General features: G+C 72.2%; 17 protein-coding genes. 7 read left to right on the top strand and 10 right to left on the bottom strand.

What is annotated here, in order from left to right:
* The first annotated feature begins 9 nt into the window (after positions 1–9).
* Both ACERZO_RS46515 and ACERZO_RS46510 read left to right on the top strand, forming a co-directional pair.
* A complete protein-coding gene (locus ACERZO_RS46515) occupies positions 10–807 on the top strand; it encodes a helix-turn-helix transcriptional regulator (protein ID WP_372672395.1) in 798 nt (265 codons plus the stop codon).
* Positions 808–811: 4 nt separating this feature from the next.
* The gene (locus tag ACERZO_RS46510; RefSeq protein WP_372672394.1) at positions 812–1,393 is read left to right on the top strand and encodes an HhH-GPD-type base excision DNA repair protein; all 582 of its coding nucleotides are present in this window, start codon (positions 812–814) and stop codon (positions 1,391–1,393) included.
* Here ACERZO_RS46510 and ACERZO_RS46505 read toward each other — a convergent pair.
* From ACERZO_RS46505 to ACERZO_RS46495, 3 genes are read right to left on the bottom strand one after another with little or no spacing between them, the layout of a single operon-like run.
* Positions 1,390–1,941 carry a hypothetical protein gene (locus ACERZO_RS46505; RefSeq protein ID WP_372672393.1) on the bottom strand — a complete coding sequence of 184 codons (552 nt, stop codon included), beginning with the start codon at positions 1,939–1,941 and terminating at the stop codon, positions 1,390–1,392. The two genes, ACERZO_RS46510 and ACERZO_RS46505, sit on opposite strands and share 4 nt — an antisense overlap.
* The gene (locus tag ACERZO_RS46500) at positions 1,923–2,555 is read right to left on the bottom strand and encodes a spermidine synthase (RefSeq protein WP_372672392.1); all 633 of its coding nucleotides are present in this window, start codon (positions 2,553–2,555) and stop codon (positions 1,923–1,925) included. The genes ACERZO_RS46505 and ACERZO_RS46500 overlap by 19 nt, the downstream gene beginning before the upstream one ends.
* Before the next feature lie 12 nt (positions 2,556–2,567).
* Positions 2,568–3,002 carry a TrmH family RNA methyltransferase gene (locus ACERZO_RS46495; protein ID WP_372672391.1) on the bottom strand — a complete coding sequence of 145 codons (435 nt, stop codon included), beginning with the start codon at positions 3,000–3,002 and terminating at the stop codon, positions 2,568–2,570.
* Between the two features lie 195 nt (positions 3,003–3,197).
* Between ACERZO_RS46495 and ACERZO_RS46490 the strand changes: the two genes are divergently transcribed.
* Positions 3,198–3,386 (top strand): DUF1918 domain-containing protein, encoded by a 189-nt coding sequence (locus ACERZO_RS46490; protein WP_034285998.1) that lies wholly within the window; start codon positions 3,198–3,200, stop codon positions 3,384–3,386.
* Here ACERZO_RS46490 and ACERZO_RS46485 read toward each other — a convergent pair.
* Positions 3,383–4,549, bottom strand: coding sequence for an MFS transporter (locus ACERZO_RS46485; protein ID WP_372672390.1), 1,167 nt, complete (start codon positions 4,547–4,549; stop codon positions 3,383–3,385). The two genes, ACERZO_RS46490 and ACERZO_RS46485, sit on opposite strands and share 4 nt — an antisense overlap.
* Before the next feature lie 109 nt (positions 4,550–4,658).
* On the opposite strand from ACERZO_RS46485, the gene ACERZO_RS46480 reads away from it, so the two are divergent.
* Both ACERZO_RS46480 and ACERZO_RS46475 read left to right on the top strand, forming a co-directional pair.
* A complete protein-coding gene (locus ACERZO_RS46480; protein ID WP_372672389.1) occupies positions 4,659–4,982 on the top strand; it encodes an ArsR/SmtB family transcription factor in 324 nt (107 codons plus the stop codon).
* A gap of 201 nt (positions 4,983–5,183) precedes the next feature.
* A complete protein-coding gene (locus tag ACERZO_RS46475) occupies positions 5,184–6,365 on the top strand; it encodes an MFS transporter (protein ID WP_372672388.1) in 1,182 nt (393 codons plus the stop codon).
* On the opposite strand, the gene ACERZO_RS46470 is transcribed toward ACERZO_RS46475, so the two are convergent.
* Together ACERZO_RS46470 and ACERZO_RS46465 are read right to left on the bottom strand one after the other, a co-directional pair.
* Positions 6,362–6,682 carry a DUF3017 domain-containing protein gene (locus ACERZO_RS46470; protein WP_372672387.1) on the bottom strand — a complete coding sequence of 107 codons (321 nt, stop codon included), beginning with the start codon at positions 6,680–6,682 and terminating at the stop codon, positions 6,362–6,364. The two genes, ACERZO_RS46475 and ACERZO_RS46470, sit on opposite strands and share 4 nt — an antisense overlap.
* Positions 6,682–7,536, bottom strand: coding sequence for a bifunctional methylenetetrahydrofolate dehydrogenase/methenyltetrahydrofolate cyclohydrolase (locus ACERZO_RS46465; RefSeq protein ID WP_372672386.1), 855 nt, complete (start codon positions 7,534–7,536; stop codon positions 6,682–6,684). The genes ACERZO_RS46470 and ACERZO_RS46465 overlap by 1 nt, the downstream gene beginning before the upstream one ends.
* Before the next feature lie 223 nt (positions 7,537–7,759).
* On the opposite strand from ACERZO_RS46465, the gene ACERZO_RS46460 reads away from it, so the two are divergent.
* Complete coding sequence (locus ACERZO_RS46460) at positions 7,760–10,519, top strand: glycohydrolase toxin TNT-related protein (protein ID WP_372672385.1); 2,760 nt, start codon at positions 7,760–7,762, stop codon at positions 10,517–10,519.
* 43 nt (positions 10,520–10,562) lie between these two features.
* On the opposite strand, the gene ACERZO_RS46455 is transcribed toward ACERZO_RS46460, so the two are convergent.
* On the bottom strand, positions 10,563–11,150 hold the full coding sequence (locus ACERZO_RS46455) for a pentapeptide repeat-containing protein (RefSeq protein WP_372672384.1): 588 nt from the start codon (positions 11,148–11,150) through the stop codon (positions 10,563–10,565).
* Between the two features lie 24 nt (positions 11,151–11,174).
* On the bottom strand, positions 11,175–11,633 hold the full coding sequence (locus ACERZO_RS46450) for a VOC family protein (protein WP_372672383.1): 459 nt from the start codon (positions 11,631–11,633) through the stop codon (positions 11,175–11,177).
* Between the two features lie 535 nt (positions 11,634–12,168).
* On the opposite strand from ACERZO_RS46450, the gene ACERZO_RS46445 reads away from it, so the two are divergent.
* Entirely contained in the window at positions 12,169–12,897 is a 729-nt protein-coding gene (locus ACERZO_RS46445) for a class I SAM-dependent methyltransferase (RefSeq protein ID WP_372672382.1), read from the top strand.
* Here the strand turns inward: ACERZO_RS46445 and ACERZO_RS46440 are convergent.
* Both ACERZO_RS46440 and ACERZO_RS46435 read right to left on the bottom strand, forming a co-directional pair.
* Positions 12,890–16,195 carry an error-prone DNA polymerase gene (locus ACERZO_RS46440; protein WP_372672381.1) on the bottom strand — a complete coding sequence of 1,102 codons (3,306 nt, stop codon included), beginning with the start codon at positions 16,193–16,195 and terminating at the stop codon, positions 12,890–12,892. The genes ACERZO_RS46445 and ACERZO_RS46440 overlap by 8 nt on opposite strands.
* Positions 16,196–16,780, bottom strand: a complete 585-nt coding sequence (locus tag ACERZO_RS46435) for a hypothetical protein (protein WP_372672380.1) — start codon at positions 16,778–16,780, stop codon at positions 16,196–16,198.

Here is a 16,780-nt window from a genome sequence, read left to right as displayed (position 1 = left end):
GTTCTTGACATGGCGCACGTCGAAGCTTGGCGGCCGGCGGTCCCGGGGATCGCCGAGGTCTTCCACGCGCGCTTCACCACGCACGCCTACCCGCTGCACACGCACGACACGTGGACGCTGCTGATCGTCGACGACGGCGTCATCCGCTACGACCTCGACCGCCACCACCACGGCGCGCTCGGCCCGGCGGTGACGCTGCTGCCGCCGAACGTCGCGCACGACGGGCGGGCCGCCACCAGCAACGGCTTCCGCAAGCGCGTGCTGTACCTGGACACGTCGGTGCTGGGCGAGGACCTGATCGGCGCGGCGGTGGACCAGCCGAGCGTCGCCGACGGCGTGCTGCGCACCCGGATCCACCAGCTGCACGAGTCGCTCGTCCACCCGGGCGACGCGCTGGAGGCGGAGAGCCGGCTCGCGCTGGTCGCCGACCGGCTGCACACGCACCTGGGCCGGCCGGCCCGCCACGAGCCGAAGCGCGGCCTGGCCGACGACCTGCGTGACCTCCTCGACGCTCGCCTGCCGGACGCCCTGACCCTCGCCGAAGCTGCGTCGACGCTGGGAGCGCACCCGGCGCACCTGGTCCGCTGTTTCGGGACCCGGTTCGGGTTGCCGCCGCACCGCTACCTGACCGGCCGCCGGGTCGACCGCGCGCGCCGGCTGCTGCTGGACGGCGCCCCGGCGGCGGAGGTCGCGGCGGTCACCGGGTTCACCGACCAGGCCCACCTGACGCGGCACTTCAAGCGGTACCTGGGGACGACGCCGTCGCGGTTCGCGAGAACCCGGGTGAGCCCGGTTGTGTCAAGATGACCGCATGCTGCGCGAACTGCACCTGACCGGCGACCCGGCCGCCGACAAGCTGCTCAACGACGATCCGTTCGCCCTGCTCGTCGGCATGCTTCTCGACCAGCAGTTCCCGATGGAGCACGCCTTCGCCGGGCCGCGGAAGATCGCCGATCGGATGGACGGCTTCTCGCTCGCGAAGATCGCCGCGACCGACGTCGAGAAGTTCGTCGAGATGTGCGTGGTGCCGCCCGCCATCCACCGCTACGGCGGCTCGATGGCCCGCCGCGTCCACGCGCTCGCGCAGCACATCATCGAAAACTACGACGGCCGCACCGAAGGGCTCTGGCTCGATGGGCGCCCGAAGCCGGACGGGCCGGAGGTCCTCAAGCGCCTGCGGGCCCTGCCGGGCTTCGGCGAGCAGAAGGCGAAGATCTTCCTGGCGCTGCTGGGCAAGCAGCGCGGCATCCAGCCGAAGGGCTGGCGCGAGGCAGCGGGCGCGTACGGCGACCGCGGGTCGCGCCGGTCGATCGCGGACGTCACCAGCGCCGAGACGCTCGCCGAGGTGCGGGCGTTCAAGAAGGCGGCGAAGGCCGCGGCCAAGGCGGGTTAGCGCACCCAGACGCGCAGCGGGCCCAACGGCTCGGCGCCGTGACCCAGGGCGATACGCAGGGCGTCGCCGTGTTCGTAGCCGACCACCGGGTGGCCGGGGAACGCCGCCGCCACCGCCGCGACCGCGCCCGGCCAGCCCGTGGACGGCCCTTCGAAGTTCGACAGGCCGACGACGCCCTCGCCGCGGTGGGCCACGACCGTGTTCTCGCCGTGGGACAGCAGCGCGACCGCCGGGCCGAGCGGCGACGCGGAGCGCTGCCAGCCCGGCTCGGGGACGCCCGGCCCGCACGCCAGCCACGTCGCCTCAAACAGCAGCGAAAACCCCGGGAGCTCCAGCGTCGCGAAGCTGTCCTTCACCGAGCAGCCCGCCGAGCCGTCGACGAACGGGAGGACGTCGGCGGCCGTGGCGTCCGGGGTGAGCGTCACGGCGTCCGGGTAGTACTCCGGCGTTCGCGCGCGGCTCGTCCAGGCGCGCCGGCCGAACCGGCCGCCGCAGACCAGGTCGCACCAGGCCGCGTTCTCCGCGGCCGCTAGTTCCGCGCGAACCACAGCACGTCCGGCTCACCGCGCGGAACTTCCACCGCCACCTCGCGCACCGAAGCGAAGTGCGCCCGCAGCCGCGCCGCGAACGACGGGGCCGCTCCCGCGCTCCACACCGCCAGCACGCCACCCGGGTTCAGCAACGATGCCAGCCGCGTCAGACCCGATGACGAGTACAGCGCCACGTTGCCTTCCGTGACCGTCCATTCGGGACCGTTGTCGATGTCGAGACACAGTGCGTCGAAGCGGTCGGACGTCGAAGCCAGCCACCGCACGAGGTCCGCCTCCACCACCGTCACCCGCGGATCGGCGAGCGCGTCGCCGTGGACTGTCCGAAGTGGACCTGAGCGGTTCCACGCGATCACCGCCGGCTCGCGTTCGACGACCACGACCGAACCCGCGCCCGCGTCGAGGGCCGCGCGCAGGGAGAACCCGACGCCGAGGCCGCCGATCAGCACCGACGCGCCCGGGGTCAGCGCGCCGGTCACCAGGAGGCGCTCGGACTCGCCGTTGCGGGTGTCCATCAGGAACACGCCGTTCTCGATCACTTCGAACGCTTCGCCGTCGCGCCGCAGGACCAGCTCGCCGCCGCAGCCCGCGATCGTCTCCACCACTTCGACCACGTGCCGACCTTCTCACAGCAGGCCGGCGAGTTTGTACAGGACCAGACTCCCCGCCACCGCGACGTTGAGGCTCGCGCCGGTGCCGACCATCGGGATTTCGACGACCGTGTCGAGGAGGTCGAGCGCCTCCGGCGGGATCCCGGTCTGCTCGTGGCCGAGGACGGCGATCGTGCGGCCGCGGGCGGCCGGGAGGTCCCCCAGCCGCACCGCTTCCTCCGCCAGCTCGACGCCGACCACCCGGGTACCGGCCGCGCGTTCCCGCGCCAGCCAGCCCGGCGGGTCGTGCACCCAGTGCACGCATGCCGGTCGCCGCAACGTGTTCCCGCGCCGCAACGCTTCGGGCACCCAGGGGAACCGCGGCACCGCGAGGCACGCGCCGACCGCGTCGCACGTGCGCAGCAGCGTGCCGAGGTTGACGCCGTGCAACGGCCACAGGGGCGCGGCCACCAGGTGGCCCCAACAGGGATGTGCCTTGCTCCGCCGGGACTTCCGCAGCTCGCTCGGCGTGCGGACCCGGACCGCGGGGCTCACCGGCGCCGAGGCGCGGCGCCTCCGAATTCGGTGTTCATGCCGGGATTCTAACCCGTTCGCCGGGTCCACCGGGCGATGCGCGCTCCTACCCTGGACACGGAGGTGAAGGCCATGCACGCAGGAGTGGGAGACGAAATCCAGGTACACGGCCGTACCGTCGGATCGGCCGAGCAGCGCGGCGAGATCCTCGAAGTCCGCGGTCCCGACGGCGCCCCGCCCTACCTGGTGCGGTTCGCCGACGGGCACGAAGGACTCGTCTACCCCGGGCCGGACTGCGAAGTCCAGGCCCACGCCGACTAAGCGGCGACCGGCTCGCGGACCCGCCCCCACGCCGCCCCGACGAGCAGCAGCGCGAGCAGCGTCAGGGCGGCCGCGACCTCGGGCAGGACCAGCGGCCCGCCGGAGTCGAGCACCGCGCCCCCGACCACGCCGGACAGGCCGACGCCGAGGTAGATCGCCGACGCGTTGAGCGAGAGCACCAGGCCGGCGTGGGCCGGGGCCAGCTCGATCAGCCGGTGCTGCACCGGCGGGCTGAACGACCAGGTCGCCATGCCCCACACGAACAGCGCGACGCCCGCCGCGATCGGGGTCGTCGTCGCGATCGGCAGCAGCGCCATGACGACGGTGATCGACGCCGTCACGACGAGCAGCGGCGCGCGCGAACCCCAGCGGTCGGCCGCCCGGCCGCCCGCGAAGTTGCCGACCGCGCCGCCGACTCCGTAGCAGAAGAGCAGCACCGTGACCGCCGTGCCGTGCAGGCCCGCGGTCGCGGCCAGCAGCGGGGACACGAACGTGTAGACCATGAACGCGGCGAGGCACCCGAGGACCGTCACGGCCAGCATGACGAGCACGCGGGGGTCGCGGCCGGCGGCGAACCGCTGCGCCAGGGTGACCCGCGGCGGCGCGGCGACCGACGGCAGCGCCAGCCGCACGGCCAGCGCGCTCGCCAGCGAGAACACCGCGACCAGCGCGAACGCCGTCCGGTAGCCGAGGTGCTGCGAGATCAGGCTGCCCAGCGGGACGCCGAAGATGAGCGCGACGGTCAGGCCGCCGAACACGAGCGCGATCGCGCGGCCCCGGCGTTCCGGCGCGGTCAGCTGGGCCGCGACGGCGCTCGCCGCGGGGGTGAAGACCGCGGCGCCGATCGCGGTCACCACGCGGGCCAGCAGGAGCGTGGCGTAACCGGGCGCGAGTGCGGCAAAGAGGTTGCCGGCGGCGGTGACGACGAGCGCGGCGACCAGCAGTGTCCGGCGCTCCCAGGTGCCGGTGACGGCGGCGAAGATCGGGGAACCGATCGCGTACGCGATGGCGAAGGCCGTGACGAGCTGCGCCGCGGCGGTCGCCGAGACGTGCAGCTCGCCGGTCAGCGCGGGCAGCAGCCCGGCGACGATGTAACCGCTGGTCCCGACGCCGAACGCGCCGAAAGCCAGCACCGAGATCCTCGAAGACGAGGGTGTGGACATGGGTGGGTCCCCCAAGCGGAGCGGGCGATTGGTTCGATGAACGTCGTAGTTCGACGACCACCGTACTACGTCACTCCGACAATTTCGATCGGCGTCGTACAATGGGCTCATGGCCAAGACCGCCGCGCTGCCGCCGATCGTCCACCCGGGGCTGGACGAGATCACCATCGAAGGCGTGCTCCGCGCCCTCGCCGACCCGGTGCGGCTGGGCATCGTGCGCCAGCTCGCGGCCGCGGACTGCGAACTTTCGTGCGGCACGCTGACCGTGCCGGTGACCAAGTCCACAATCACCCACCACCTGAGCATCCTGCGCCAGGCCGGGGTCGTGGCCGGCCGCCAGGAGGGGACCACCCGGTTCAACCGGTTGCGCCGCAAGGATCTCGACGCACTCTTCCCCGGCCTGCTCGACGGCGTTCTGGCCGCTCGACGCTGATCACCGCGTTACGGTGTGGATCGTCACCCGATATCGGGATGACAACGACCCCCCTCCCTTGTTGGACTGTCGGTAGGCAGCTCACGGCGCTGGGGCCATCGGCTGCCTTTCCTTTTGAAGCTTCACTGAACCGATCCAGTGACCCCGACCACCCGATCGGCCAAGTAATCGATTTCTCAGATCTACCCTGGAAGGAGTGCCGTGCCCGTCGCGCTGCTCGCGCTCGCCATCGGAGCTTTCGGCATCGGGACCACCGAGTTCGTCATGATGGGCGTGCTGCCCCAGGCGGCCGCCGACTTCGGCGTCGACATCCCGACCGCCGGCTACCTCATCTCCGCCTACGCCCTCGGCGTCGTCGTCGGCGCCCCGCTGCTCACCGCGGTCGCCGTCCGGCTGCCGCGCAAGACCATGCTGCTGGCCATGATGGGCCTGTTCACGCTGGGCAACGGCCTGTTCGCGCTGTCGCCCAACCACGAGTTCGGCGTCGCGTTCCGGTTCCTCGCCGGCCTGCCGCACGGCGCGTTCTTCGGCGCCGGCGCGGTCGTCGCGTCCAGTCTGGTCGGCCCCGGCCAGCGCGCGAAGGCCGTGTCGATGATGTTCCTCGGCCTGACCCTGGCGAACGTCATCGGCGTGCCGCTGGGGACGCTGCTCGGCCAGCAGGTCGGCTGGCGCGCGACGTTCGGCGTCGTCGCCGTGATCGGCCTCATCGCGGCCGCGGCCATCTGGAAGCTGGTCCCGCACCAGGGCCGGCCCGCCGACGCGTCGCTGCGCGGTGAGCTCGGCGCGTTCAAGCGGCCGCAGGTGCACCTCGCGCTGGCGATCGTCACGTTCGGGCTCGGCGGCGTGTTCGCCTGCCTGTCCTACATCACGCCGATGCTGACCGACGTCGCCGGCTACTCGCCGTCGAACGTCACGCTGCTGCTGTCCCTGGCAGGCGTCGGCATGACGATCGGCAACCTGCTCGGCGGCCGCCTGGCCGACCGCGCGCTGATGCCGGGCCTGTACGCGGCGCTGCTGTCGCTGGCCTGCGTGCTCGGGATCTTCACGATCACGGCGCAGGGCAAGGTCGGCGCGGCGATCACGATCTTCTTCGTCGGCGTCGCCGGGTTCATGATCGGCCCGATGATGCAGGCGCGGATCATGGAGAAGGCGGGCGGCACTCCGTCCCTGGTGTCGGCCGCCGTCCAGTCCGCGTTCAACATCGCCAACTCGATCGGGGCGTACCTCGGCGGGCTGGTGATCGCGGGCGGGCTCGGTCTGGTGGCTCCCAATTGGGTCGGCGCCCTGCTCGCGGTGTTCGGGCTGTCGCTCGCGATCGTCTCGGGCACTTTGGACCGTCGCGAAGCGAAAGCCGAACGACGCGAACTCGCCATGGCGTCCTAAGAAGACGCGAACGGGCCGCCGATGATCGTCAAGGCCACGTACAGCACCGCTGCCGCCAGCCCGGTGTAGGTCACGATGTCCACGACCTTGCCGCGGATCGCGAGCAGCCCGGCCCTGGCGGTCGGCAGCACCGCCCGCAGCACCGCGGCGAGGAGGAGCGCGGCGCCGATGAGCGCCGCGCCCTCCCGCCAGTGGTACTGGAAGATCCGCAGCGCGGCCACGGCCACCACCAGCAGCACCACCGCGAACGGGAGCTGGGTGAACCGGGCCTGCCTCCGGCGGTCGGACGTGTCCCGCCGGTCCTCCGTCATCGTCATCAGCCTTGGACCGAGCGCTCGGCCGCCTCGACGACGTTGCTCACCAGCATCGCCCGCGTCATCGGGCCGACGCCGCCGGGGTTCGGGGAGATCCAGCCCGCCACCTCGGCCACGTCCGGGTGAACATCGCCGGTGAGCTTGCCGTCCACGTGGGACACGCCGACGTCGAGCACCGCCGCGCCCGGCGCGACCATGTCCGGCGTGATGATCCCCGGCACGCCCGCCGCGGCGACCACGATGTCCGCGCGCCGGACCTCGGCGGCCAGGTCGCGGGTGCCGGTGTGGCACAGGGTCACGGTCGAATTTTCACTCCGGCGGGTGAGCAGCAGCCCGAGCGTGCGGCCGACGGTGATGCCGCGGCCGACCACCGTCACGCGCGCGCCGTTCAGCTCGACGCCGTGGCGCTTGAGCAGCTCGATGATCCCGTACGGCGTGCACGGCAGGGAGCCGGGCTCGCCCAGCGCGAGCCGGCCGAGGCTGATCGGCGCGAGGCCGTCGGCGTCCTTCTCCGGGGCGATGCGCTCGAGCACCGGGTACGGCTTCAAGTGCTTCGGCAGCGGCAGCTGGACGAGGTAGCCGTGGCACGCCGGGTCGGCGTTCAGCTCGTCGATGACGGCTTCGAGCTTCTCCTGGGTGATGTCGGCCGGCAGGTCGCGGCGGATCGAGTTGATCCCGATCTTCGCGCTGTCGGCGTGCTTCATCCGCACGTACGAGTGAGAGCCGGGGTCGTCGCCGACCAGGACGGTGCCCAGGCCCGGCGTCACCCCCTTCGCGGCCAGCGCCGCGACGCGCGGCTCGAGCTCCGCGAAAATGGCGTTCTTGGTGGCCTTGCCGTCGAGAATCTTCGCCGTCACGGCCCCCATTCTGGCAAAGCGACCCCCGCGCGTCGCTTCCAGGCGTGGGTGGTCGCTGCCCGTAGACTGGCCGCTACCCCACACGGTCCATTCGCGACGCTCGCCGCGATCAAGCTGTGATCTACCGCACTTCGCATCACGCGAGGTCAGACCGGGTGCCGCCGGGTCGCCGAGCGGCAAAACCCACATGCGGGGTGCACACGCGCGCGCGAACAGTCAAAATGTGCGGGTGGCACAACCGACGACGCAGCTGAACGCGACCGAGCAGGACACCCTGGTCAAGCAGATCGGACTTGCCCTGCTGCGTGCCGCCCCGCGCGACTGGCGCAAGGTCACCGCGGAGTACCGAGCCGTCGGGAGGTACCACGAGCTGACCGGCGAGATCGTCACCGAGGACGGCACGGTCCACGAGTGGCTCGCCACCCACGACATCGCGACCCTCTTCGGCAGGCTGCGCGGGGGCATGTACCGCGACGGCCGCGGAACGTGGTTCAACGCGCGCTACCAGCTGGACCACCCGTCCAGCTACAACCTCGAGTACAACCGCGACGAACCGGTGTGGAACCTCGCGCCGCCGCCGCAGGCCTACTCCGACGAGCTGCGGATGTTCCCGCGCACCGAGGAGAACGTGCCCGAGTGGCTGATCCGGCGGATGTCCGGGCTCGGTCCGGAGCAGCCCGGGCCGCACTTCCGGATCGCCCGGATCTTCGACACGATCGGCCCGGCCGGCCGCCCGGTGATCAACCGCCCCGACCTCGAGGTCGAGGAGCAGGACCGGCTGCTGGAGTACCTGGACCACGCGCCGCTGGTCGTCACCGAACGCGGGTACGACATCGACCGGCTCGCCGCGACGCCCGAGGCCACCGTGCCGGTCGCCTTCCACAGCGACGGCCAGTGGATCTGGCCCGCCGCCGTGAACTTCTACCTGCGCAAGTACGGCGTTTCGCCGGAGCTGGACCTGGTCGAGCACGTCCGGGCGATCGGCTTCGCGCTGCCGCCGGTCGACGAGCCGACGCTGCAGGCCGCCGGCGCGTACCTGACCCGGGGCAACCAGCCGCCGCCGCAGCAGCAGCGCCCGGCCGGGCCGCCACCCCAGGGTCCGCCGCCGCAGCAGCAGGCGCCGCAGGGCCCGCCGCCGACCATGGTCGCGCCCGCCGTGCCCGTCGTGCCGCCGCAGCACCAGGAGCCGCCCGCGCCGGTGGAGGCGGCCCACGCCCCCGAGGCGCCGGCCGAGGAGCACGGCTACGCCGAACAGGCCGAGTTCACCGAGGAGGCCTACGACGAACGGGAGTTCGACGACCGCTTCGCCGAGGAGGACTCCTACGGCGAGGAGGAGTACGAGCACCCCGAGCACGCCGCGGGCTCGAACGGCACGTCGCCGGAGCCGGGCCGGGTGCCCGACCTCGAGGAGACCGCGGAGTACGTCCCCGACCAGCCGATCGGGCACGAGGACGAGCCGCGTGACGGCGTCGCGTTCGACGCCCCGCACGACGCCGAGCCGGCGCACGCCGAGGACGACGAGCACCCCGCGTTCGACGCCGGCCCGCACCGGGACGACGAGCACGCCGCGCACCGCGAGGACGACGAGCAGGCCGCGTTCGCGCAGGAGCCCGCCGGCTTCCCGGCTCGCGGCGACGAGGAGCCGCCCGGGTTCCAGCCGCGGCCGGACGAGCCCGCGCACGCGGCCTTCGAGCCCGGCCGGCCGCACCAGGAGGAGCCCGCGCACGCCGGGTTCCAGCCGCCGCGTCAGGAAGAGCCCGCGCACGCGGGGTTCCAGCCGCCGCGGCGCGAAGAGCCGCCGGCGTTCGACCCCGGCCCGCCGACCATGATCACCCAGCCCGAGGTGCCCGGCGTGCTGCCGGTGCCGGAACCCCCGGCACCCGAGGCCGCCGAGCCGGCGCCCCGCTCGGGCCGCCGCGCGCTGCGCCGCGAGACCCCGGACCACCCCGTGCTCGCCGGCCTGCAGGCCAAGCTGGACGAGCTCGAGGTGCCCGAAAGCGGCTACAAGCTGGGCGAGCCCGCCGAACACGGCTGGAGCGTCGAGGAGGTCGACGAAGGCTGGCGCGTCGGCTGGTACGACGGCAAGCTCAGCAACCCCGCGGTGTTCGGCGACGCCGAGGACGCGGCCGCGTTCATGCTCGGCAAGCTGCTGCTCAACCCGGAGGGCCACGTACCCGAACCGGAGCCCGAGCCGGAACCCGAACCCGAGCCGGAACCGGCGCCGCAGCGGGTCGTCGCGACGCTGTCGCCGGAGGTCGCGACCGGGTCGTACCCGGTCCGCAAGCCGGAGCCGGTGCCCCCGCAGGAGCAGACGGCGTTCACGAGCGCCGAGGAGCTCTTCGGCGACCTCGAGGACGACGAGCCGCCAGCCCCGCCGCGTCAGCCCATGCCGCCCGCACCGGTCCCGGCCGGGCCGCCGCCGCTGGCCCAGCAGCAGGCCGGTCCGCCGCCCGCGGCCCCCGCGCCGCCCCGGCGCGAGCCGCCGTCGGCACCGACCATCCTGGCCGCTCCGGTGCCGCAGGGTGCCCCGCCGGTGCCGCCGCCCGCTCCGGCCGCCCCGCCGGCGCCCCCGCGTCGCGAGGAGCCGGCCCGCCCGGCCGTCAACGGCGGTGGTGGCGGTGGTCAGCAGCAGTGGCCGATCGGGCCGCTGGCCGGCGAGCCGCCGCTGACGCTGTTCCGCGGCAAGGAGCTGCGCGAGCTGCCCGCGGGCAGCGAGCTGGACCGCTTCGGCGGCCCGAACGGCAACCTGACGTACGCGGCGGGCACGCCGTTCGCCGAGCGGTCGCTGGTGCCCGAGTGGGTGAACCGGCCGTACCACGTCTACCGCGTGCAGCGGCCGCTGGAGACGCTGGCCGGCGTCGCGATCCCGTGGTTCAACCAGCCGGGCGGCGGGTCGGCGTACCTGCTCCCGGCGTCGATCGAAGAGCTGCTCGCCGAGGGCGACCTCATCGAGCTCGACCCGGGCGAACCCCCGATCGACTGAGTCCCGCTCCGAAGGCCCCGGCGCTGCCGGGGCCTTCGTGGTTTCAGCGGACGACGAGTCCGTGCGCGGCGGCGAAGGCGATGGCGGTCTCGACGTCGACCTCGGCGCCCCGCAGGTCGGCCTGGACCAGTGCGTTCGCGTCGAGCCGCGCACCGCGCAGGTCGGCGCCGTCGAACTTGGCGCCCTGCAGGCGCGCGCCGGTCAGGTCGCTGCCGCGCAGGTCGACGCCGGTCAGGTCCGCTTCGGTCAGGTTGGCCTCACGCAGCCGCAGGCCGGACAGGCCCAGCCGGCGCAGCCGCGCCTTCGCGAACGACGCCAGCGAGAGGTCGCACTCGGTGAGGGCGATGCCGCCGAACCCGCTGTCGCTGAACGACGAGCCCAGCAGCGAGCACGCCGTCCAGCGGCTTTCGACGAGCACCGTCCGGTCGAAGGTGCACGAGCGGAAGGCGGAGGCGTCGTGCCGCGAGCGGGACAGGTCCGCCCGGCTGAACACGCAGTCGTCGAAGGTGCAGCCGCGGGTGCGCAGCCCGCTCAGGTCCGCCCCGGTGAAGTCGCAGCCGGTGAACCGCCGCTTTTCCCACCACTGCCCGGACAACACCGCTTCGCGGTAGTCCTCCCCCGTCTCCAGCACGGCCCCAGGGTGCCACACCGCCGATCAGGGCAGCGCACCCTGGACGTAGTTCATCGCCTCGACGTACTCCGGCAGCTGCGCGCGCCGCGCCATCTCGGCTTCGTCGAGGTTCTCCAGGCGGGTCTGGATCCACCACAGGTTGCCGAAGGGATCACGCACGCGGCCGACGCGGTCGCCGAAGAACAACACCGTCTGGCGGGTGACCTCCGTGGCGCCCGCTTCGATCGCGCGACGCTGCGTTTCTTCGCTGTCCGGCACGTAAAGCCGCAGGAAGGCCGGGGTGGCCGCCCAGCCGTCCGGCGAGTCGAACGCCATCACGACGGCGTCGCCGATGCGGACCTCCGCGTGGCCGATCTTGCCGTCCTCGCCGACGACCCGAGCGATTTCCTCGGCGTCGAACGCCTGCTTCAGGAAGTCGATCAGCGCGGCGGTGTCGTGGCCGATGATCCACGGGGTGACGGTCGTGTAGCCGTAGGGAACCATGATTTCCTCCTCGTTCGGTGTGGTCCCGACCGTAGAAGCGAATTAGGTCAGTTGTTGACCGCTGCGTATGCGGCTGGCACGGGAGCACCGGCTGGGCCCGGCCCCGGCGCGTCCTTCCCGACGGCTGCGCGAACCTCGTCTGGGACGGCGCCGCGCTCACCGTCGGCGTGCCGTGCTCGGCACGGCCATGTCGGAGCTGGCCGCCGTGACCAGGCTGAGTGACCTCTGGGGCACGGAAGCCCTGCTCGCCGAAGAACGGCTCGCGTCGTCCGTTCGATCGGCCGGGAATGCCGCCGCCTCTCCGGCTCCTCCCCGCCGAGCTGGCCGCGCGCCGGATCGGCCCGGTGAACCTGGAGACGACCGTGCGGTTCCACCGCGAGCTCGTCCCCGGCGGCGAGGTCTCGGTCGGCTGCGAATTCCATGGGGGCACGGGCAAAACCTCCCGCGTGACGCAGGAGTGCCGCGCACCCCGAACTGCTCGGCCTGGCCCCGAAAACCGCGTGATCTTTCCCGGCCCGCTCACTACCGTGGCGCCGTGCCCGATCACGACTACGTCGATCCGTACCTCGCCTCGCTCTACGACGCGCTGAACCCGCGGGAGAGCAGCGGCGACTTCGAGTTCTACCTGCCGATGATCATGGCCGCCGAGTCGGTGCTCGACGTCGGCTGCGGCACCGGTTCGCTGCTGCACTGGGCACGCGAGTCCGGCCACGAAGGCCGGCTCGTCGGGCTCGACCCGGCCGAGGGCATGCTCATCCAGGCTCGCCGCCGGGACGACATCGAGTGGGTGCACGGCGACTTGTCGACCGCGTCCTGGGACGCCGAGTTCGACTTCGCCGTGATGACCGGGCACGCGTTCCAGGTGCTGCTGACCGACGACGAGCTGCGCACGACGTTCGCGGCGATCCACCGCGCGTTGAAACCCGGCGGCCGGTTCGGCTTCGAGACGCGCAATCCCGCCGCCCGCGGCTGGGAGCGCTGGACGCCTTCGCACGTCTGGGAAACCGGCGAAGTGCGGTCGTGGAACGACGCCGGGCCGTTCGAAAACGGGTACGTCAGCTTCACGACGACGTACGAAAGCCCTCAGTGGGACGCGCCGCAGTACAGCGAAAGCACGTTGCGCTTCCTCGACGTTCCGGCGCTTTCGACGTTCGTCGAGGAAGCTGGGCTGGTCGTCGACGAGCAGTACGGCGACTGGGACCGCACGCCGGTGACCGACGCCAGTCCGGAAATCATCACGATCGTCCGGCGGCCCCTCACCTGAAGTCGCGCGACTTCGCCTTGATCCGCATCGGCAGCGCCTCGACGCGGTCCGCCAGCACGCTCACGACGCCGTCGGCCTTTTCCACCACCCCGCGGATCAGCAACGCCGGGCTCGCGCGCGCGACGCGGTGGTAGCGCTGCCACAGGCCGAGCGTGCAGATCACGTTGACCATCCCCGTCTCGTCCTCGATGTTGAGGAAGGTGACCCCGCCCGCGGTCGCCGGGCGCTGGCGGTGCGTGACGGCGCCGCCGATCAGCACGCGCGCGCCGTCGTCGAGGTCGGCCAGGCCGCTCGCCGGGACGACGCCGAGCGCGTCGAGGCGGTCGCGGATGAACTCGGTCGGGTAGCTGTCCGGCGACACCCCCGTCGCCCAGACGTCCGCCGCCGCGAGGTCGAGGCCGTCCATCCCGGGCAGCGTCGGGGCCTGCGTGCCGACCAGGCCCGGCAGCTTCTCCGGCCGTTCCCCGGCGACAGCGCCCGCGGTCCACAGCGCTTGCCGCCGGTCGCCGCCGAACCCGGCGAACGCGCCGGCCGTGGCGAGGGCCTCGATCTGCGGGGTCGTCAGCCGCACGCGGCGGGCGACGTCGGCCATGTCGGTGTAGTCGCCGTTCGTGAGCCGCTCGGCGACGATCCGCTTCGCGACGTCCTCGCCGATCATCCGGACGGTGCTCAGCCCGGTGCGCACGTCGTGGAACTGCCCGGTGCCGGGTTCCAGGGTGGCGTGCGGCAGGCTGCGGTTGATGTCGGGACCGTGCACGGTGACGCCGTGGCGCCGCGCGTCGGCGACCAGCGACTGCGGTGAGTAGAACCCCATCGGCTGGGCGCGCAGCAGGCCCGCCAGGAACGCGTCCGGGTGGTAGAGCTTGAAGTAGGCGCTGGAGAAGACCAGGTGCGCGAAGCTCAGCGCGTGGCTCTCCGGGAAGCCGAAGTTCGCGAACGCCTTGAGTTTCAGGAAGATCTTCTGCGCGAGCTCGTCTTCGACGCCGTTCGCGGCGGCGCCCTCGAGGAACCGCTGCCGCAGCCGGTCCATCTTCCGGTCCGACCGCTTCGACCCCATCGCGTGCCGCAGCTGGTCGGCCTCGGCCGCGGTGAAGTTCGCGACGTCCAGCGCGATCTGCATCATCTGTTCCTGGAACAGCGGCACGCCTTTGGTCTTGTGCAGTGCCTTTTCGAGCAGCGGGTGGTCGTAGCTCCACTCCTCGCGGCCCTGCTTGCGGCGGATGTACGGGTGCACCGACCCGCCCTGGATCGGGCCCGGCCGGATCAGCGCGACTTCGACGGCGAGGTCGTAGAACTCCCGCGGCCGGAGGCGGGGCAGGGTCGCCAGCTGGGCGCGGCTCTCCACCTGGAACACGCCGATCGCGTCGGCGCGGCAAAGCATGTCGTAGACCTTCTGGTCGGTGAGGTCGAGCTCGGCGAGGTCGACCTTCTCGCCTTTGTGCTCCTCGACGAGGTCGAGCATGTAATGCAGCGCCGAAAGCATGCCGAGGCCGAGCAGGTCGAACTTGACGAGCCCGGCGGCCGCGCAGTCCTCCTTCTCCCACTGGATGACGCTGCGGTTTTCCATGCGCGCCCACTCGACCGGCACGACCTGGCTCACCGGCTCGCGGCACATGACCATCCCGCCGGAGTGGATGCCCAGGTGCCGCGGGAAGTCTTCGAGCGCGAACGCGAGCTGGACGACCTCGTCCGGGATGTCGTGGTCGTGGTCCTTTTCGGTGCTGCGCAAGGAACCCCAGCGGTCGATCTGCTTGCTCCAGGCGTCCTGCTGACCCGGCGAGTAGCCCAGCGCGCGGGCGGCGTCGCGGACAGCGGACCGGGCGCGGTAGGTGATGACGTTCGCGACCTGCGCGGTTCTGAGCCGGCCGTGCTTCTTGAATACGTACTGGATGGCTTCCTCGCGGCGGTCGGATTCGATGTCGAGGTCGATGTCCGGGTAGCCGTCGCGGTCCGGGGCGAGGAAGCGCTCGAAGAGCAGCTTGTTGGCCACCGAGTCGACCTTCGTGATGCCCAGCGCGTAGCAGACGGCGGAGTTCGCGGCCGAGCCGCGGCCCTGGCAGAGGATTTTGTTTTCGTTGCAGAACCGGACGATGTCCCAGACGATCAGGAAGTACCCCGGGAAGCCGAGCTGCTCGATGATCGCGAGTTCGTGCTCGATCTGTTCTTGCGCTTTTTCTTCGTGTTCCTTGCCTCCGAAACGCTCCTTCGCACCTTCCCGCGTGAGGTGGCGGAGGTAGGTCGTCTCGGTGTGGCCGTCGGGGACGTCGAAGGGCGGCAGCTCCGGGGCGATCAGCTTGAGCGGGAACGCGCATTCCATGCCGAGGAGGGCCGAGCGGCGGACGGCGCCGGGGTAGCGCCGGAAGAGGACGTCCATTTCGGCGCCGCTGCGCAGGAAAGCGGTCCCGGCCGCGGGGAGCCAGCCTTCCAGCTCGTCGATGCCGCGCCGGGCGCGGATCGCGGCGAGGGCGTCGGCGAGCGGGGCGCGTTCCGGACGGGCGTAGTGCGCGGCGGTGGTGGCGACGGTGGGGAGTTTCAGTTCTTCGGCGAGTTTCGTGAGGACGTCGTTGTGGGTGCTGTCGAGCGGCTGACGGTGGTCGGTGAGCTCGACGTAGACGTTGTCGTGGCCGAAGCGGTCTATGAGGTGTCTCAGTTGTTCGGCGGCGGCGCTCGGGCCGTCCGTGACGAGGGCCGAGCGCACGGCGCCCTTGCGGCAGCCGGTGAGGACAACGCACTGCCCGGCAACCTCTTCGGCGACGGCGCCGAGGTCGTAGATCGGCCGGCCCTTTTCGGCTTTTTCGTGGATCTGCCCGGCGGTGATGGCCCGGCAGAGGGCCCGGTAGCCCTGGTCCCCACGGGCGAGGAGCAGGAGGTGCTCGCCTTCGGGGTCGGCGACGCCGTTCTGCGGATTGGTGAGGCCGAAGCTGAGCTCGGTGCCGAAGACGGTGTTGACGCCGAGTTCCCGCGCGGCTTCGGCGAAGCGCACGACGCCGTACATGCCGTCGTGGTCGGTGAGGGCGATGGCGTCGAGCTGCAGGCGAGCGGCTTCTTCGACGAGCTCTTCGGGGTGGCTGGCGCCGTCGAGGAAGCTGAAGTTGGAGTGGCAGTGCAGTTCGGCGTAGGGGACGCGGACGGTTTCGCCGCCATCGTCGTTGCGCCGGGTGGGGAGGTCCCCGGGCCGCCGGTAGGCCTCCCGGCGGCGGCCCCAGGCGGGGCTGTCGCCGTGATCACCGGGAGGGACCCCGCCGGCGAGGGTGCGGGCGAGGTCCTTCCAGGGGACGGGTGGGTTGTTCCAGCCCATTCAGTGGCTCCCGGGCTGGTCGGGTCGTTGTCCCTCGGCCCGGCGGCGGCGGTGCCAGTTGCTGGGGTGGTTCCAGCGGCTTCGCGCTTCGGCTTCACTCATGCCGGGCGGGCTGGCGGGCAAGCGGCGGGTTTGGGACCGCTCGGCGGTTTCGTTCGCGCCGAGCTGGTCGGCGGCCGGTTGGCCGGGCAGGCGCCGGGACCGCTCGGCAGTTTCGCTCGCGCCGGACTGGTCGGCGGACAGGCGTCGGGCCCGCTCATCGGCCTCGCTCGCGCCGAGCCGGCCGCCGGGCAAGCGGCGGTTTCGGGAGCGCCGCTCGTCGGCGCCGCTCATTCTGCAGCCGTTCTCCTCCGATGCTCGCGGGACCGGGAGCGCGGTGACCGGGCACACCCACTCCTCCTCGAGTTCCTCGAGTTCCGCGGCCGGCTCGCGCGGTAGCCGGCCGCGGACCGTCCACCGGTCCGGGTCCGCCTGCGGTGCCGGTACTTCGCGCAGCCACTCGCGCTCTTCCTCCGCGCCGCGCGGGGTTGCCTCCGGCTCGGCGCTCAACCAGGCGCGGAGCTTGCGTGCGTAGTCCTCGTCCAT

This window comes from Amycolatopsis kentuckyensis, assembly GCF_041679295.1.
GTDB classification, from domain to species: Bacteria; Actinomycetota; Actinomycetes; order Mycobacteriales; family Pseudonocardiaceae; genus Amycolatopsis; species Amycolatopsis kentuckyensis_A.
Note: the sequence above shows the minus strand (reverse complement) of the source record. Positions and strands in the feature narration are given on the sequence as shown.